This window comes from Pseudomonas sp. Tav-5-1A, assembly GCF_055755055.1.
In genome coordinates this window covers 467,922-484,725 of record NZ_CM146901.1, presented here as the reverse complement: position 1 = coordinate 484,725, position 16,804 = coordinate 467,922, and the positions used below count along the sequence as shown (strand labels likewise).

At 64.7% G+C, this 16,804-nt stretch carries 12 protein-coding genes; 10 read left to right on the top strand and 2 right to left on the bottom strand.

All coding sequences use genetic code 11. The annotated features are described in order from the left end of the window. Window positions 1-31: 31 nt before the first annotated feature. Window positions 32-2,464, top strand: a complete 2,433-nt coding sequence (locus tag AC0J42_RS02315) for a penicillin-binding protein 1A (protein ID WP_416422054.1) — start codon at window positions 32-34, stop codon at window positions 2,462-2,464. 174 nt (window positions 2,465-2,638) lie between these two features. On the opposite strand, the gene AC0J42_RS02310 is transcribed toward AC0J42_RS02315, so the two are convergent. Beyond that, entirely contained in the window at window positions 2,639-3,907 is a 1,269-nt protein-coding gene (locus tag AC0J42_RS02310; RefSeq protein ID WP_416422053.1) for a malic enzyme-like NAD(P)-binding protein, read from the bottom strand. A 257-nt stretch (window positions 3,908-4,164) separates the two neighbouring features. Further along, window positions 4,165-4,383, bottom strand: a complete 219-nt coding sequence (rpmE, locus tag AC0J42_RS02305) for a 50S ribosomal protein L31 (RefSeq protein ID WP_158154476.1) — start codon at window positions 4,381-4,383, stop codon at window positions 4,165-4,167. Between the two features lie 172 nt (window positions 4,384-4,555). Here rpmE and AC0J42_RS02300 point away from each other — a divergent pair, with 172 nt between their 5' ends. The 9 genes from AC0J42_RS02300 to phaC (AC0J42_RS02260) all read left to right on the top strand — a co-directional run bounded on the left by AC0J42_RS02300 (window position 4,556) and on the right by phaC (AC0J42_RS02260) (window position 16,784). Then, window positions 4,556-6,775: a primosomal protein N' gene (locus AC0J42_RS02300; protein ID WP_473005143.1), complete on the top strand. Its 2,220-nt coding sequence runs from the start codon at window positions 4,556-4,558 to the stop codon at window positions 6,773-6,775. Window positions 6,776-6,954: 179 nt separating this feature from the next. Further along, entirely contained in the window at window positions 6,955-8,691 is a 1,737-nt protein-coding gene (gene argS / locus AC0J42_RS02295; RefSeq protein ID WP_473005142.1) for an arginine--tRNA ligase, read from the top strand. A 1-nt stretch (window position 8,692) separates the two neighbouring features. Then, window positions 8,693-9,382, top strand: a complete 690-nt coding sequence (locus AC0J42_RS02290; protein ID WP_416422050.1) for an SPOR domain-containing protein — start codon at window positions 8,693-8,695, stop codon at window positions 9,380-9,382. A gap of 210 nt (window positions 9,383-9,592) precedes the next feature. Beyond that, window positions 9,593-10,123, top strand: a complete 531-nt coding sequence (gene hslV / locus AC0J42_RS02285) for an ATP-dependent protease subunit HslV (protein ID WP_008368013.1) — start codon at window positions 9,593-9,595, stop codon at window positions 10,121-10,123. A gap of 74 nt (window positions 10,124-10,197) precedes the next feature. Further along, entirely contained in the window at window positions 10,198-11,535 is a 1,338-nt protein-coding gene (hslU, locus tag AC0J42_RS02280; RefSeq protein ID WP_416422049.1) for an ATP-dependent protease ATPase subunit HslU, read from the top strand. 123 nt (window positions 11,536-11,658) lie between these two features. Further along, a complete protein-coding gene (locus AC0J42_RS02275) occupies window positions 11,659-12,036 on the top strand; it encodes a gamma-butyrobetaine hydroxylase family protein (RefSeq protein ID WP_473005141.1) in 378 nt (125 codons plus the stop codon). Window positions 12,037-12,378: 342 nt separating this feature from the next. Beyond that, entirely contained in the window at window positions 12,379-14,058 is a 1,680-nt protein-coding gene (gene phaC / locus AC0J42_RS02270; protein ID WP_416422047.1) for a class II poly(R)-hydroxyalkanoic acid synthase, read from the top strand. 68 nt (window positions 14,059-14,126) lie between these two features. Further along, entirely contained in the window at window positions 14,127-14,984 is an 858-nt protein-coding gene (gene phaZ / locus AC0J42_RS02265) for a poly(3-hydroxyalkanoate) depolymerase (protein WP_416422046.1), read from the top strand. Window positions 14,985-15,101: 117 nt separating this feature from the next. Beyond that, window positions 15,102-16,784: a class II poly(R)-hydroxyalkanoic acid synthase gene (phaC, locus tag AC0J42_RS02260; protein WP_416422045.1), complete on the top strand. Its 1,683-nt coding sequence runs from the start codon at window positions 15,102-15,104 to the stop codon at window positions 16,782-16,784. Window positions 16,785-16,804 lie beyond the last annotated feature (20 nt).

The following is a 16,804-nucleotide window of genomic DNA, read 5'->3' as shown; positions in this document are numbered from 1 at the left end:
ACCCATTCTTTTATCTGGAAATCCAAAAGCCTTGATACGCCTGCTGAAGTTTTTCTGGTGGTCCTTCGTCGCCGTTTTCTGTGGCCTGCTGCTCGGCCTGAGCGGTGCCTACCTGTATCTTAGCCCCAGCCTGCCGTCTGTAGACGCGCTCAAGAGCGTGCAGCTACAGATACCGCTGCGGGTATACAGCAGCGACAACAAGTTGATCGCCGAGTTTGGCGAAATGCGCCGTTCTCCAATCAAATTCGCCGAAATTCCGCCGCACTTCATTCAAGCGCTGCTGTCGGCCGAAGACGATAATTTCGCCAATCACTACGGTGTGGATCCCAGCAGCCTGATGCGCGCCGCCGGCCAGCTGTTCAGCAGCGGCCACATTCAGACGGGCGGTAGTACCATCACCATGCAGGTAGCCAAGAACTACTTCCTGAGCAGTGAGCGTAGCTTCTCCCGCAAGGCCACGGAGATTCTCCTTGCCCTGCAGATCGAACGCCAGCTGACCAAGGATGAAATTCTCGAGCTGTACGTGAACAAGATCTACCTGGGCAACCGCGCCTACGGCATCGATGCCGCGTCGCAGGTGTACTACGGCAAGTCGATCCGCGACATCAGCCTGGCGCAGATGGCCATGATCGCCGGCCTGCCCAAGGCGCCGTCGCGCTTCAACCCGCTGGCCAACCCGGTGCGCGCCAAGGAGCGCCGCGACTGGATCCTGGGCCGCATGTACAAGCTGGGCAAGATCACCGAGGACGAGTACCAGACCGCCCTGGCCGAGCCGATCAACGCCAGCTACCACGTGCCGACCCCGGAAGTGAACGCGCCGTGGATCGCCGAGATGGCCCGCGCCGAGATGGTCGGCCGCTACGGCAGCGACGCCTACACCGAAGGCTTCCGCGTCACCACCACGGTGCCCAGCAACCTGCAGGAAGACGCCAACGCCGCCGTCTCCGCCGGCCTGATCGAATACGACCAGCGCCACGGCTACCGCGGCCCCGAATCGCGCCTGCCGGGCAAGACCCGCGACGCCTGGCTGCAGGAGCTGGCCAAGCAACGGCCGCTCAACGGCCTGGAGCCGGCGATCGTCACCCAGGTGGACAAGGGCGGCCTGAGCGTGCTCAACCGCAACGGCGAGCAGCAGCACGTGGCCTGGGACACCATGAAGTGGGCCCGCCCCTTCCTCAACACCAACAGCCAGGGCCGCGCCCCGGCGCAGCCGTCGGACGTGGCCCAGGTGGGCGACCTGATTCGTGTGCAGCCACAGCCGGACGGCACCCTGAAGTTCAGCCAGGTGCCGACGGTGCAGAGCGCGCTGGTGTCGCTTGACCCGCAGAACGGCGCCATCCGCGCCCTGGTGGGCGGCTTCGCCTTCGAGCAGAGCAACTACAACCGCGCCGTGCAGGCCAAGCGCCAGCCAGGCTCCAGCTTCAAGCCGTTCATCTATTGCGCGGCGCTGGACAACGGCTACACCCCGGCCACCCTGGTCAACGACGCCCCCATCGTGTTCGCCGACGCCAACATGGACAACGTCTGGCGGCCGAAGAACGACACCAACACCTTCCTGGGCCCCATCCGCCTGCGCGAAGCGCTGTACAAGTCGCGCAACCTGGTGTCGATCCGCGTGCTGCAGGCGCTGGGCGTGAACCCGACCATCGACTACATCACCCGCTTCGGCTTCAACAAGCAGGACCTGCCGCCGAACCTGTCGCTGGCCCTGGGTACCGCCACCCTCACGCCCATCGAGATCGCGACCGGCTGGAGCACCTTCGCCAACGGCGGCTACAAGGTGTCGCCGTACCTGATCCAGAAGATCGAGAGCCGCAACGGCGACACCCTGTTCGTCGCCAACCCGCCCAGTGTGCCGGCCGACACCAGCGCCGCCGCCACCGCGCCGGGCGTCGCCGCACCGGAGCACTCGCTGATCACCGGCGCCACCAGCCCGGCGCTGACCGAGCCGCCAGCCGTGGCCACCCGGGTGGTCGATGGCCGCACCACGTTCATCCTCAACAGCATGCTCGAGGACGTGATCAAGAAGGGCACCGGCCGCCGCGCCATGGCCCTGGGCCGCAGCGACCTGGCCGGCAAGACCGGTACCACCAACGACTCCAAGGATGCATGGTTCTCGGGCTACAACGCCGACTACATGACCACCGTGTGGACCGGCTTCGACCAGCCTGAAAGCCTGGGCCGCCGTGAGTTCGGTGGCACCGTGGCACTGCCGATCTGGATGAACTACATGGCCGCCGCGCTGAAGGACAAGCCGGCCCACACCCAGGCCGAGCCGGAAGGCATCGTCAGCCTGCGCGTAGACCCGATCAGCGGCCGCGCGGCGACGCCGAGCACGCCGAACGCCTACTTCGAGCTGTTCAAGAGCGAGGACACGCCGCCGTCGGTCAACGAACTGGGCAACGGCAGCGCCCCTGGCAGCCCGCTGCCGGCGGACGAGTCGGCGCCTATCGATCTGTTCTAAGGCGCGCCCAATCCCGTAGCCGCTGCCGCCAGGCTGCGCTGGCCCTGTGCTTCACTGAAGATCTCCAGGGCTCACGCCGGCCAGCGCAGCCTGGCGGCAGCGGCTACACGGATAATGCAAGACCCACAAAAAAGCCCGACTCAATGAGTCGGGCTTTTTTGTTACCGGCTGCGGTTAGCCGTTGAACACGTCATCCACGCTTTTCAGCGGGTAGTTCTTCGGGTACGGCAGGGTAGCCACGCCAGTCTCGATGGCGGCCTTGGCCACGGCGTCGGAGATCACGGTGATCAGGCGAGCGTCCATTGGCTTCGGAATGATGTACTCACGGCCGAACTCCAGGCCGATACCGCCGTAGGCGTCGCACACTTCCTGAGGCACCGGCAGCTTGGCCAGTTCGCGCAGGGCGTTGGCGGCGGCGATTTTCATTTCCTCGTTGATGCGCTTGGCGCGAACGTCCAGGGCACCACGGAAGATGAACGGGAAGCCCAGCACGTTGTTGACCTGGTTCGGGTAGTCCGAACGGCCGGTGGCCATGATCACGTCGCTGCGAGTGGCGTGGGCCAGCTCTGGCGAGATTTCCGGATCTGGGTTCGAGCAAGCGAACACGATCGGGTTGGCCGCCATGCGCTTCAGTTGCTCGGCGCTCAGCAGGTTCGGGCCCGACAGGCCGACGAACACGTCAGCGCCTTCGATGGCGTCGTCCAGGGTGCGCTTGTCAGTGGCGTGGGCGAACACGGCCTTGTACTGGTTCAGGTCGTCACGGCCAGCGTGGATCACGCCGGTGCGGTCGATCATGAAGATGTTCTCGACCTTGGCACCCATGCTCACCAGCAGCTTCATGCAGGAGATGGCTGCAGCGCCAGCGCCCAGGCAGACGATCTTCGCGTCTTCCAGGGTCTTGCCGGCGATTTCCAGGGCGTTGATCATGCCGGCCGCGGTGACGATGGCGGTGCCGTGCTGGTCATCGTGGAACACTGGAATGTCGCACTGTTCGATCAGGGCGCGCTCGATCTCGAAGCACTCGGGTGCCTTGATGTCTTCCAGGTTGATGCCACCGAAGGTGATGGAGATACGCTTGACGGTGTCGATGAAGGCTTGCGGGCTTTCGGAGTCGACTTCGATGTCGAACACGTCAATGCCGGCGAAACGCTTGAACAGAACGCCCTTGCCTTCCATCACTGGCTTGGAAGCCAGTGGGCCCAGGTTACCCAGGCCGAGAATGGCGGTGCCGTCGGAGATGACTGCTACCAGGTTGCCCTTGCCGGTGTACTTGTAGGCCAGCTCTGGGTCGCGACCGATTTCGCGGACCGGCTCGGCCACACCTGGGCTGTAGGCCAGCGACAGGTCACGGGCAGTGGCGGTGGGTTTGGTCAGCTCGACACTCAGTTTCCCAGGACGTGGCTGGGCATGGTACTCGAGAGCGGCAGTTTTCAAATCTGACATTTTGGCGTTCCGCTTGTGCTATGGACTTTTAGAAGCGCCGAGGATACTCGCCCAGCAAACAGGCGACAAGACTGGCCGGTCACTTGGTTTAAGCGCCTGGCTATTGGACTTTGGCCGCAGGGCCACGGCCGGCGGGGCTTGCGACTGTCTACAATTAATTTAATTTATGTGAACAATCCAGAGCTTCTATTGTTCAAAAAACAGGCAAAAAAAAGGTGCCCCGAAGGACACCTTTCTTTACCAGCTCGATCGTTAGATCAAACCTTGCGAGCGCCGAAACCGCCGAAACGCTTCTGGAAGCGGTCAACACGGCCGCCGGTGTCCAGAGTTTTCTGCTTACCGGTGTAGAACGGGTGGCATTCGGAGCAAACGTCCAGGCTCAGTGGCTTGCACAGAGTCGAACGGGTCTTGATGACGTTGCCGCAGCTGCAGGTGGCGTCAACGGCTTCGTACGCTGGATGAATTTCTGGTTTCATGGTCACTTCCTCAGGCTGCGTGCCGCCATCCAACACCATTGTTGAATACCGCACGTAATTAGGCCGCGTATCTTATCAGACCTTGTCAAACACGCAAGTTATCGCTTGCACCGACTGTCGTCTGGTAGGCTGCGCCCCTGCAATCACCCCCTACTTCAGAGAGCCCCCACGCGTGCCCGACGTCATTCTGCGCCTCGCCCTGCCCTCGCCGCTGCGACGCCTGTTCGACTACCGGGCGCCAGCCGGCATGCCAGCCAGCGCGTTCACCCCGGGCATGCGCCTGCGCGTGCCGTTCGGGCGCCGGGAGATGATCGGCATCCTGATCGAGGTGGCCGACACCAGCGACGTGCCGGCCGACAAGCTCAAGCCGGCGGTGGCCCTGCTGGACCCGGTCAGCCCGCTGCCACCGGCGCTGTTCAAGCTGTGCCTGTGGACCGCGCAATATTATCAGCACAGCCTGGGCGACACCCTGAGCTGGGCCCTGCCGGTGCTGCTGCGCCAGGGCGAGCCCGCCGAGGCGCGCCAGGAGCGCTTCTGGCTGGCTGCGCCCAGCGCGCGCCAGGACGACCCGCGCATCAAGAACGCCCCTCGCCAGCGCGAAGCCCTGGCCACCCTGGCCCAGCACCCCCACGGTGTGCCGCACCAGCTGTTGAGCAAGCTGGGCCTGAACAAGGGCAGCCTGGACCTGCTGCTGGAAAAAGAGCTGGTGCAGGTGGAGGTGCGCCGGCATGCCCCCGGGGTGCGCCACGAACACTGGCTGGCGCAGCCCGAGCTGCCGCTCAACCCCGAACAGCGGGCGGCCTTCGAGGCGGTGCGCGCCGGCTTCGACAGCTTCCACGCCTTCCTGCTGGCCGGGGTCACCGGCAGCGGCAAGACCGAGGTCTACCTGCAGCTGATCCGCGAGACCCTGGAGGCCGGCAAGCAGGCGCTGGTGCTGATCCCCGAGATCAACCTGGGGCCGCAGACCCTGGCGCGCTTCGAGCAGCGCTTCAACGCGCGCATCGCCCTGCTGCATTCGGCGGTCAATGACCGCGAGCGCCTGGACGCCTGGCTGGCGGCGCGCGACGGCGAGGCCGACATTATTATCGGCACCCGCTCGGCGCTGTTCACGCCCATGAAGCACCCCGGCCTGATCATCATCGACGAAGAGCACGACGGCTCTTATAAACAGCAGGAAGGCCTGCGCTACCACGCCCGCGACCTGGCGCTGGTGCGCGCGCGCCAGGAGAACATCCCGATCCTGCTGGGCTCGGCCACGCCGTCGCTGGAAAGCCTGCACAACGCCTACACCGGCCGCTACGGCCTGCTGAAGCTGGAACACCGCGCCGGCGGCGCCAAGCAGCCCAAGTTCCTGCGCCTGGACGTGAAAAGCCGGCCGCTGGACAGCGGCATCAGTGGCCCCATGCAGCAGGCCATTGGCCAGACCCTGGCGGCCGGCCAGCAGGTGCTGGTGTTCCTCAACCGCCGCGGCTTCGCGCCGACGCTGCTGTGCCACGACTGCGGCTGGATGTCGGAGTGCCCGCGCTGCGACGCGCGCACCACCGTGCACCAGCGCTACGGCGAACTGCGTTGCCACCACTGCGGCCACGTGGAGCGCGTGCCCCGCCACTGCCCCAAGTGCAACACCGTGGACCTGCGGCCGGTGGGCGCCGGCACCGAGCGCGCCGAGGAGCGCCTGAGCATCCTGTTCCCCGACTACCCGGTGCTGCGCGTGGACCGCGACAGCACCTCGCGCAAGGACGCAATGAACCAGCTGTTCGCCACCATCCAGAAGGGCCAGCCGTGCATCCTGGTGGGCACACAGATGCTGGCCAAGGGGCATCACTTCCCGCGGGTCACCCTGGTGTCGATCCTGGATGCCGATGGCGGCCTGTTCTCCGGCGACTTCCGCGCCAGCGAGCGCATGGCCCAGCTGATCGTGCAGGTGGCGGGCCGTGCGGGCCGCGCCGAAGAGCCCGGCCGGGTGATCATCCAGACCCACCTGGCCGACCACCCGCTGCTGGTGCAACTCACCGAACAGGGCTATTTCGCCTTCGCCGAGCAGGCCCTGAGCGAACGCCGCGCCGCCGGCCTGCCGCCCTTCGCCCACCTGGCGCTGCTGCGCGCCGAGGCGCACAAGCCGGGCCAGGCCGAAGCGTTCCTGGATGAAGCCTGCAGCGAGGCCGAACGCCTGCGGGAACAAATGCAGCTGGTGGGCATCGAACTGCTCGGCCCGGTGCCAGCCCCCATGGAGCGCCGCGCCGGCCGCTTCCGCGCGCAGCTGCTGTTGCAGGCCAGCGCCCGGGCGCCGCTGCATCGCCTGATCGCCAGCTGGCTGCTGATGCTCGAGCAGATGCCCAGCGGCCGCCAGGTGCGCTGGTCGCTGGATGTCGACCCGGTGGACCTGTATTAAAGACCGTGGGAGCTGGCTTGCCAGCGAGTTTTTCAATAGGCCCAAAAGCTCGCTGGCAAGCCAGCTCCCACAACTTGCACTAAACAAGGTTGGCAAGCCAACCTTGGCACCGGATAATATCCAGTTTTTCCACCCGCGCTTCCAGGCGCCGCCCGCCCATGCGGTCGAACGAGAAGACCATGAAAGACACCATTCGCCAGCTGATTCAACAAGCCCTCACCCAACTCGTCACGGAAGGTGTGTTGCCTGAAGGGCTGACGCCAGCGATCCAGGTGGAAAACGCCCGCGACAAGAAGAACGGCGACTTCGCCAGCAACATCGCCATGATGCTGGCCAAGCCGGCCGGCCTGAAACCACGCGACCTGGCCGAAAAACTGATCGCCGCCCTGCCTGCCGACGCGCAGATCAGCAAGGTCGAGATCGCCGGCCCCGGCTTCCTGAACTTCTTCCAGAACACCCAGGCCCTGGCTGCCCGCCTGGACGCCGCCCTGGCCGACGCCCAGCTGGGCGTGCGCAAGGCCGGCGCCACCCAGCGCGTGGTGGTCGACCTGTCGGCCCCCAACCTGGCCAAGGAAATGCACGTCGGCCACCTGCGTTCCACCATCATCGGTGACGGCGTGGCCCGCGTGCTGGAATTCCTCGGCGACACCGTGATCCGCCAGAACCACGTGGGCGACTGGGGCACCCAGTTCGGCATGCTGATGGCGTACCTGCAGGAAAACCCGATCACCAGCGACGAGCTGTCGGACCTGGAAAACTTCTACCGCGCCGCCAAGCAACGCTTCGACGAGTCCGAAGAGTTCGCCGACCGTGCCCGCGGCCTGGTGGTCAAGCTGCAGGCCGGTGACCCGGACTGCCTGGCCCTGTGGACCAAGTTCAAGGACATCTCGCTGTCGCACTGCCAGAAGATCTACGAGCTGCTGAACGTCAAGCTGACCATGGCCGACGTGATGGGCGAAAGCGCCTATAACGACGACCTGATCAACGTGGTCAACGACCTCAAGGCCGCCGGCCTGCTGGTCGAAAGCAACGGCGCCCAGTGCGTGTTCCTCGACGAGTTCAAGAACGCCGAGGGCGAGCCGCTGCCGGTGATCATCGTCAAGGCCGACGGTGGCTACCTGTACGCCACCACTGACCTGGCCGCCGTGCGCTACCGCAGCGGCAAGCTGGCCGCCGACCGCGCCCTGTACTTCGTCGACCAGCGCCAGGCCCTGCACTTCCAGCAAGTGTTCGCCGTGGCCCGCAAGGCCGGCTTCGTCACCCACCCGATGGACATGGAGCACATGGGCTTCGGCACCATGAACGGCGCCGACGGCCGCCCGTTCAAGACCCGTGACGGCGGCACCGTGAAGCTGATCGACCTGCTGACCGAAGCCCAGGAACGCGCCTACGCGCTGGTGAAGGAAAAGAACCCGGAACTGGCCGAGGAAGAACTGCGCGCCATCGCCAAGGTAGTGGGCATCGACTCGGTGAAATACGCCGACCTGTCCAAGCACCGCACCAGCGACTACAGCTTCAACTTCGACCTGATGCTGAATTTCGAAGGCAACACCGCCCCGTACCTGCTGTACGCCTACACCCGTACTGCCGGCGTGTTCCGCAAGCTGGGCAAGAGCTTCGCCGACGTCGAAGGCGAGATCGTGCTGGAAGCGCCGCAGGAGCACGAACTGGCCGCCAAGCTGGCGCAGTTCGCTGAAATCCTGAACAACGTCGCTGAAAAGGGCACCCCGCACGTGCTGTGCACCTACCTGTACGACGTCGCCGGCCTGTTCTCCAGCTTTTACGAGAACTGCCCGGTGCTGGCCGCCGATACCCCGGCCCAGCAACAAAGCCGCCTGCGCCTGGCCGCCCTGACCGGTCGCACCCTCAAGCAAGGCCTGGAACTGCTGGGCCTGGAAACTCTGGAGCGCATGTAAGTTGGTTGCCAAGAAAAAACCTGCTCCCAAGCGTGGCGCCAGCCGAAACTCCGCTCCAGCGAAAAAGCCGATCCCGGGTTGGGTATGGATGGCGGTCGGCCTCACGGTCGGCGCCTTCATCGTCTTCCTGATGAAGCTGGAGCCGGGGCATGACGACGTCAAGCGGGTGAAACCCGAGCAGGCCAAGGCCGACAAGATCGCCGAGGCCAACAAGACGCCGCCAAGCCCGCAGGCGCCGGTGAAGCCCAAGTACGACTTCTACACCCTGCTGCCCGAGTCGGAAGTGATCGTGCCGCCTGAAGCCGTGCCGGAGAAAACCCCGCCGGTGCCGGCGCAACCACCGGTCACCCCGGCGGAAGCGGCGAAGATCGACACCGCGCGCGCCCAGGCGGCGCTGTCGGGGCAGACGCCGCCGCCAGCACCGGCGGTGATCAAGCCGGCAGCCACCACGCAGTTCTTCCTGCAGGCCGGCTCGTTCCGCAAGCAGTCCGATGCGGACCGCGTGCGCGCGCAGATCATCCTGCTGGGCCAGGCGGTGGCGGTTGAATCTGGCACCGTGAAGGACGAGACCTGGTACCGGGTGCTGGTCGGCCCGTTCAGCAACCGCGAACAGCTGACCGTGGCGCAGAAGCAGCTGTCGGGCAGCGGTTTCAGCAACTTGCTGTTACAACAACGCCAGACCCGCCAGTAGCCAGTAGCCAGTAGCCGCTGCCGCCAGGCTGCGCCGGCCCTGTCATTCACTGGAGATCTTCAGCGAACACAAGGGCCAGCGCAGCCTGGCGGCAGCGGCTACGGGCATTCGCAACACCACCGCTCATCCCCCAAGGTTGAAATAGCCAACCGCACCCCCATATGAGTTTCCATCAGGGCATTTTCGCCCCGCTGCGTGGAGACTCTCCCCTTGACCACCATCGTTTCAGTTCGTCGCCACGGCAAAGTCGTCATGGGCGGCGACGGCCAGGTTTCCCTCGGTAATACCGTGATGAAAGGCAACGCCAAGAAAGTGCGTCGCCTGTACCACGGCCAGGTAATCGCCGGTTTTGCCGGTGCCACCGCCGACGCCTTCACGCTGTTCGAGCGTTTTGAAGGCCAACTGGAGAAACACCAGGGCCACCTCGTGCGCGCCGCCGTCGAGCTGGCCAAGGAATGGCGTACCGACCGTTCCCTGAGCCGCCTGGAAGCCATGCTTGCCGTGGCCAACAAGGACGCCTCCTTGATCATCACCGGCAACGGCGACGTCGTCGAACCCGAGGACGGCCTGATCGCCATGGGTTCCGGTGGCGCGTTCGCACAAGCCGCTGCCCGCGCGCTGCTGATGAAAACCGACTTGTCGGCCCGCGAAATCGCCGAGACCGCACTGGGTATTGCCGGCGACATCTGCGTGTTCACCAACCACAACCTGACCATCGAGGAGCAGGACCTCGCGGAGTAACAAGTTGTTCTGGCGCCCGGCTGCGGCCGGGCCTTCCCACGCTTGTCAGCACCGCTAGAGGACCGCCACATATCATGTCCATGACCCCCCGCGAGATCGTCCACGAACTCAACCGCCACATCATCGGCCAGGACGATGCCAAGCGCGCCGTCGCCATCGCCCTGCGCAACCGCTGGCGCCGCATGCAGCTGCCGGCCGAGCTGCGCGTTGAAGTGACGCCCAAGAACATCCTGATGATCGGCCCTACCGGCGTGGGCAAGACCGAGATCGCCCGCCGCCTGGCTAAGCTGGCCAACGCGCCGTTCATCAAGGTCGAAGCCACCAAGTTCACCGAAGTGGGCTACGTGGGCCGCGACGTCGAGTCGATCATCCGCGACCTGGCCGACGCCGCCCTGAAGCTGCTGCGCGAGCAGGAGATCACCCGCGTGCAGCACCGCGCCGAAGACGCCGCCGAAGAGCGCATCCTCGACGCCCTGCTGCCGCCGGCACGCATGGGCTTCAACGAAGACCAGACCCACAGCACCGACTCCAACACCCGCCAGCTGTTCCGCAAGCGCCTGCGCGAAGGCCAGCTGGATGACAAGGAAATCGAGATCGAAGTGGCCGAAGCCATGGGCGTCGACATTTCCGCGCCACCGGGCATGGAAGAGATGACCAACCAGCTGCAGAACCTGTTCGCCAACATGGGCAAGGGCAAGAAGAAAGCCCGCAAGCTCAAGGTGAAGGAAGCCCTGAAGCTGGTGCGCGAGGAAGAAGCCGGTCGCCTGGTGAACGAGGAAGAGCTCAAGGCCAAGGCCCTGGAAGCAGTCGAGCAACACGGCATCGTGTTCATCGACGAGATCGACAAGGTGGCCAAGCGCGGCAACGTCGGCGGCGCCGATGTGTCCCGTGAAGGCGTGCAGCGCGACCTGCTGCCGCTGATCGAAGGCTGCACCGTGAACACCAAGCTGGGCATGGTCAAGACCGACCACATCCTGTTCATCGCCAGCGGCGCCTTCCACCTGAGCAAGCCAAGCGACCTGGTGCCCGAGCTGCAAGGCCGCCTGCCGATCCGCGTGGAACTCAAGGCCCTGACCCCGGAAGACTTCGAGCGCATCCTGCAAGAGCCGCACGCCTCGCTGACCGAGCAGTACCGCGAGCTGCTGAAGACCGAAGGCCTGAACATCGAGTTCGCGCCCGAGGGCATCAAGCGCCTGGCCGAGATCGCCTTCCAGGTCAACGAGAAGACCGAGAACATCGGTGCCCGCCGCCTGCACACGCTGCTCGAACGCCTGCTGGAAGAAGTGTCCTTCAGCGCTGGCGACCTGGCCAGCGCCCACGACGAGACGCCGATCCGCATCGACGCCGAGTACGTGAACAGCCACCTGGGCGAATTGGCCCAGAACGAAGACCTGTCTCGGTATATCCTGTAAGGCAAGACCTGCCCGTAGCACCTGTGCTGTGGGAGCTGGCTTGCCAGCGAGCTTTTAGAAGCGAAAAGCTCGCTGGCAAGCCAGCTCCCACAAGGGCGACCTGAACTTCAGAGCCCTGTATCGATGACCAAGCTCCCCACCGCCATCAACCTGCACAAAGCCTCGAAGACCTTGAGCCTCACCTACGGCCCTGGCGAGGTGTACCACCTGCCCGCCGAATTCCTGCGCGTGCACTCTCCCTCCGCCGAGGTCCAGGGCCACGGCAACCCCATCCTGCAGTTCGGCAAGCTGGGCGTTGGCCTGTCCAAAATAGAGCCGGCCGGCCAGTACGCACTAAAATTGACGTTCGACGACGGCCACGACAGCGGCCTGTTCACCTGGGACTACCTCTACCAGCTGTCGATTCGCCAGGAGCAACTGTGGGCGGATTACCTCGACGAGCTGCAAAAAGCCGGCAAGACCCGCGACCCCGCATTGTCGGTAGTCAAACTGATGCTCTAGCCCGCGGCTCGGATTTTCTAGAGAGCATTTTCTAATTCTATTTGCTTGAATGCCTTGGCAGCGGTCCTACAACGGTCGCTTGCGATTTCGTACAAAGTCGGGTAACCAATGGAAGTGGCAAGTTCCCTGCATCACTCAGGGTACTGGTCGGGTTCGGACGTTGCGAGAGAAGGTAGCCTTCCGCAGGCGCAGGATTGCCAGCAAGACTCCGCGATGCATCGCCCGGCCAGTCGTTACACAACTGTTCGCTATCACTGGTCACCCGGGCAGTAGTACTGGCTCGCGGCTGCGCTGTCGGCACAGTCCCACCAGTACTCGTCTCAGGACAACGGAGCGTCGTAGATGAGTAACAAGAACAACGATGAACTGAAGTACCAGGCCTCGGAAAATACTCTGGGCCTGAACCCTGTCATCGGCTTGCGCGGCAAGGATCTGCTCAGCTCTGCGCGCATGATTTTGCGGCAGGCTCTCAAGCAGCCGCTGCACAGTGCCAAGCACGTGGCCCATTTTGGCATCGAACTGAAGAACGTGATCTTCGGCAAATCCAGCCTGGTACCGGAAAACGATGACCGTCGTTTCGGTGACCCGGCCTGGAGCCAGAACCCCCTGTACCGCCGCTACCTGCAGACCTACCTGGCGTGGCGCAAGGAGCTTCACGACTGGGCGGGCGAGAGCAACCTCTCGGCCCAGGACATCGCCCGCGCCCACTTCGTCATCAACCTGATGACCGAGGCCATGGCGCCCACCAACACCATGGCCAACCCGGCAGCGGTGAAGCGCTTCTTCGAGACCGGCGGCAAGAGCCTGCTCGACGGCCTGTCGCACCTGGCCAAGGACCTGGTGAACAACGGCGGCATGCCCAGCCAGGTCAACATGGACGCGTTCGAGGTGGGCAAGAACCTGGGCACCAGCGAGGGCGCGGTGATCTACCGCAACGACGTGCTGGAGCTGATCCAGTACAGCCCCATCACCGAGCAGACCCTGGAACGGCCGCTGCTGGTGGTACCGCCGCAGATCAACAAGTTCTACGTGTTCGACCTCAGCCCCGAGAAGAGCCTGGCGCGCTTCTGCCTGCGCAGCAACGTGCAGACCTTCATCATCAGCTGGCGCAACCCTACCAAGGCGCAGCGCGAGTGGGGCCTGTCGACCTACATCGACGCCCTCAAGGAAGCGGTGGACGTGGTGCTGGCCGTCACCGGCAGCAAGGACTTGAACATGCTCGGCGCCTGCTCGGGCGGCATCACCTGCACCGCGCTGCTGGGCCACTACGCCGCCTTGGGCGAGCGCAAGGTGAACGCCCTGACCCTGCTGGTGAGCGTGCTCGACACCACCCTGGACACTCAGGTGGCGCTGTTCGTCGACGAGCAGACCCTGGAGGCGGCCAAGCGCCACTCCTACCAATCGGGCGTGCTGGAAGGCAAGGACATGGCGAAGATCTTCGCCTGGATGCGCCCCAACGACCTGATCTGGAACTACTGGGTCAACAACTACCTGATGGGCAACGAGCCGCCGGTGTTCGACATCCTGTTCTGGAACAACGACACCACGCGCCTGCCGGCCGCCTTCCACGGCGACCTGATCGAAATGTTCAAGAACAACCCGCTGACCCGCGCCAACGCCCTGGAGGTCTGCGGCACCGCCATCGACCTGAAGCAGGTGGACAGCGATATTTTCTGCCTGGCGGGCACCAACGATCACATCACGCCATGGACTTCGTGCTACAAATCAGCACAACTGTTTGGCGGCAAGGTGGAGTTCGTGCTGTCGAGCAGCGGTCATATCCAGAGCATTCTCAACCCGCCGGGCAACCCCAAGGCGCGGTTCATGACCAATAGCGAGCTGACGTCCACCCCCGTGCAGTGGCAGGAGGATTCGACCAAGCACACCGATTCCTGGTGGTTGTACTGGGCAGCCTGGTTGACCGAACGTTCAGGGGAACTGAAAAAGGCGCCACTCAAGCTGGGCAACAAGGCGTACCCGGCCGGGGAGGCTTCACCCGGGACTTACGTGCACGAGCGCTGAGGCGCCAGGCCCGTCCGAGAACCGCCACGACAATTGGCGTGGCGGCACAACCTTATAGGGCTTGATGCATGCAGGAACAGTACATCTTCCGGACCGTGGATCTGGATGGCCAGGCCATCCGCACCGCGGTAAGGCCAGGCAAGCCGCATTTGACCCCACTGCTGATTTTCAACGGCATCGGCGCCAACCTGGAGCTGGTATTCCCCTTCGTGCAGGCGCTGGACCCTGACCTGGAAGTGATTGCGTTCGACGTGCCCGGGGTCGGTGGCTCCTCCACGCCCAGCTACCCCTACCGGTTCCCGGGGCTGGCACGCCTGACCGCGCGCATGCTCGACTACCTGGACTACGGCCAGGTGAACGCCATTGGCGTGTCGTGGGGCGGCGCGCTGGCCCAGCAGTTCGCCTACGACTACCCCGAGCGCTGCAAGAAACTGGTGCTGGCGGCCACGGCGGCCGGCGCGGTGATGGTGCCGGGCAAGCCCAAGGTACTGTGGATGATGGCCAGCCCGCGGCGCTACATCCAGCCCTCGCACGTGGTGCGCATTGCCCCGGAGATCTACGGCGGCGCGTTCCGCCGCGACCCGGACCTGGCCATGAACCACGCCGCCAAGGTGCGTTCCTCGGGCAAGCTGGGCTACTACTGGCAGCTGTTCGCCGGGCTGGGCTGGACCAGCATCCACTGGCTGCACAAGATCCACCAGCCGACCCTGGTGCTGGCCGGCGACGATGACCCGCTGATCCCGCTGATCAATATGCGCCTGCTGGCCTGGCGCATTCCCAACGCCCAACTACACATAATCGACGACGGCCACCTGTTCCTGATTACCCGGGCGGAAGCCGTCGCGCCGATCATCATGAAGTTTCTCCAGGAAGAGCGCCAACGCGCGGTGATGCACCCGCAACCGGCGCCATTTCGCGGCCCCTGAGGGGCCGCTGGTTGTCGCGTGCGTGGCCGGAGTGCTGCCAACGCGATCAACGCAAGCGTGCTGCACGGCGCTTGCACCCATGTGTTGGTAGAAGGCCCGACGAAGGAGTGTTGACGCATGAAAGAGAAACCAGCCAAGGGGCACACGCCCATCGCTGCCACCTTTATGAACGCCCAGAGCGCGATCACCGGGCTGCGGGGTCGTGACCTGGTTTCGACCCTGCGCAGCGTAGGCCGCCACAGCCTGCTGCACCCGGTGCTCACTGCCCGCCATGCCCTGCGCCTGGGCAGCCAGCTGAGCCGGGTACTGATGGGCGACACGCTGCACCAGCCCAACCCCAAGGACAGCCGCTTCAGCGACCCCACCTGGAGCCTCAACCCCTTCTACCGCCGCGGGCTACAGGCCTACCTCAGCTGGCAGAAGGAGGTGAAGGCCTGGATCGACGAAAGCGGCCTGCCCGAGGACGACCGCGTGCGCGCGCACTTCGTCTTCGCGCTGATCAACGACGCCATGTCGCCCACCAACTCGCTGCTCAACCCGCTGGCGCTCAAGGAGCTGTTCAATTCGGGCGGCACCAGCGTGATCAAGGGCATCGGCCACCTGCTCGACGACCTGCGCCACAACGACGGCCTGCCCCGCCAGGTCAGCCGCGAGGCGTTCGAGGTGGGCAAGAGCGTGGCCACCACGCCCGGCGCAGTGGTGTTTCGCAACGAACTGCTGGAGCTGATCCAGTACAAGCCCATGAGCGAGAAGCAGTACGCCAAGCCGCTGCTGATCGTGCCGCCGCAGATCAACAAGTACTACGTGTTTGACCTCAGCCCCACCAACAGCTTCGTCCAGTACGCGCTGAAGAACGGCCTGCAGGTGTTCACCATCAGTTGGCGCAACCCCGATGCCCGCCATCGCGAGTGGGGGCTGTCCACCTACGTCGAGGCGCTGGAGGAAGCAGTGAACGTCTGCCGCTCCATCACCGCCTCGCGCGACGTGAACCTGATCGGCGCCTGCGCCGGCGGCCTGACCATGGCGGCCCTGCAAGGCGTGCTGCAGGCCAAGCGCCAGGGCCGCCGCGTGGCCAGCGCCACCTACCTTGTGAGCCTGCTGGACAGCCAGATCGAAAGCCCGGCGGCGCTGTTCATCGACGAACAGGCGCTGGAAGCGGCCAAGCGCCGCTCCTACCAGCACGGCGTGCTGGACGGCCGCGACATGGCCCGGGTGTTCGCCTGGATGCGCCCCAACGACCTGATCTGGAATTACTTCGTCAACAACTACCTGCTGGGCAAGACCCCGCCGCCGTTCGACATCCTCTACTGGAACAACGACACCACGCGCCTGCCCGCCGCGCTGCACGGCGACCTGCTGGACTTCTTCAAGCACAACCCGCTCAGCCACTCCGGCGGCCTGGAGGTGTGCGGCACGGCCATCGACCTGTCCAAGGTTACCGTGGACAGCTTCAGCGTGGCCGGCATCAACGACCACATCACCCCGTGGGACGCGGTCTACCGCTCCACCCTGCTGCTGGGCGGCGAGCGCCGGTTCATCCTGTCCAACAGCGGCCACGTGCAAAGCATCCTCAACCCGCCGGGCAACCCCAAGGCCAACTACGTGGAAAACACCCGCCTGAGCAGCGACCCGCGGGCGTGGTACTACGACGCCAAGCATGTCGAAGGCAGCTGGTGGCCGGAATGGCTGAGCTGGATTCAAGCGCGCTCGGGCACCCAGCGCGAGACCCAGATGGCCCTCGGCAGTGCCACCTACCCGACCCTGGACGCCGCGCCAGGTACCTATGTGCTGGTGCGCTGACTTTTTGCTCAAGGACTGAC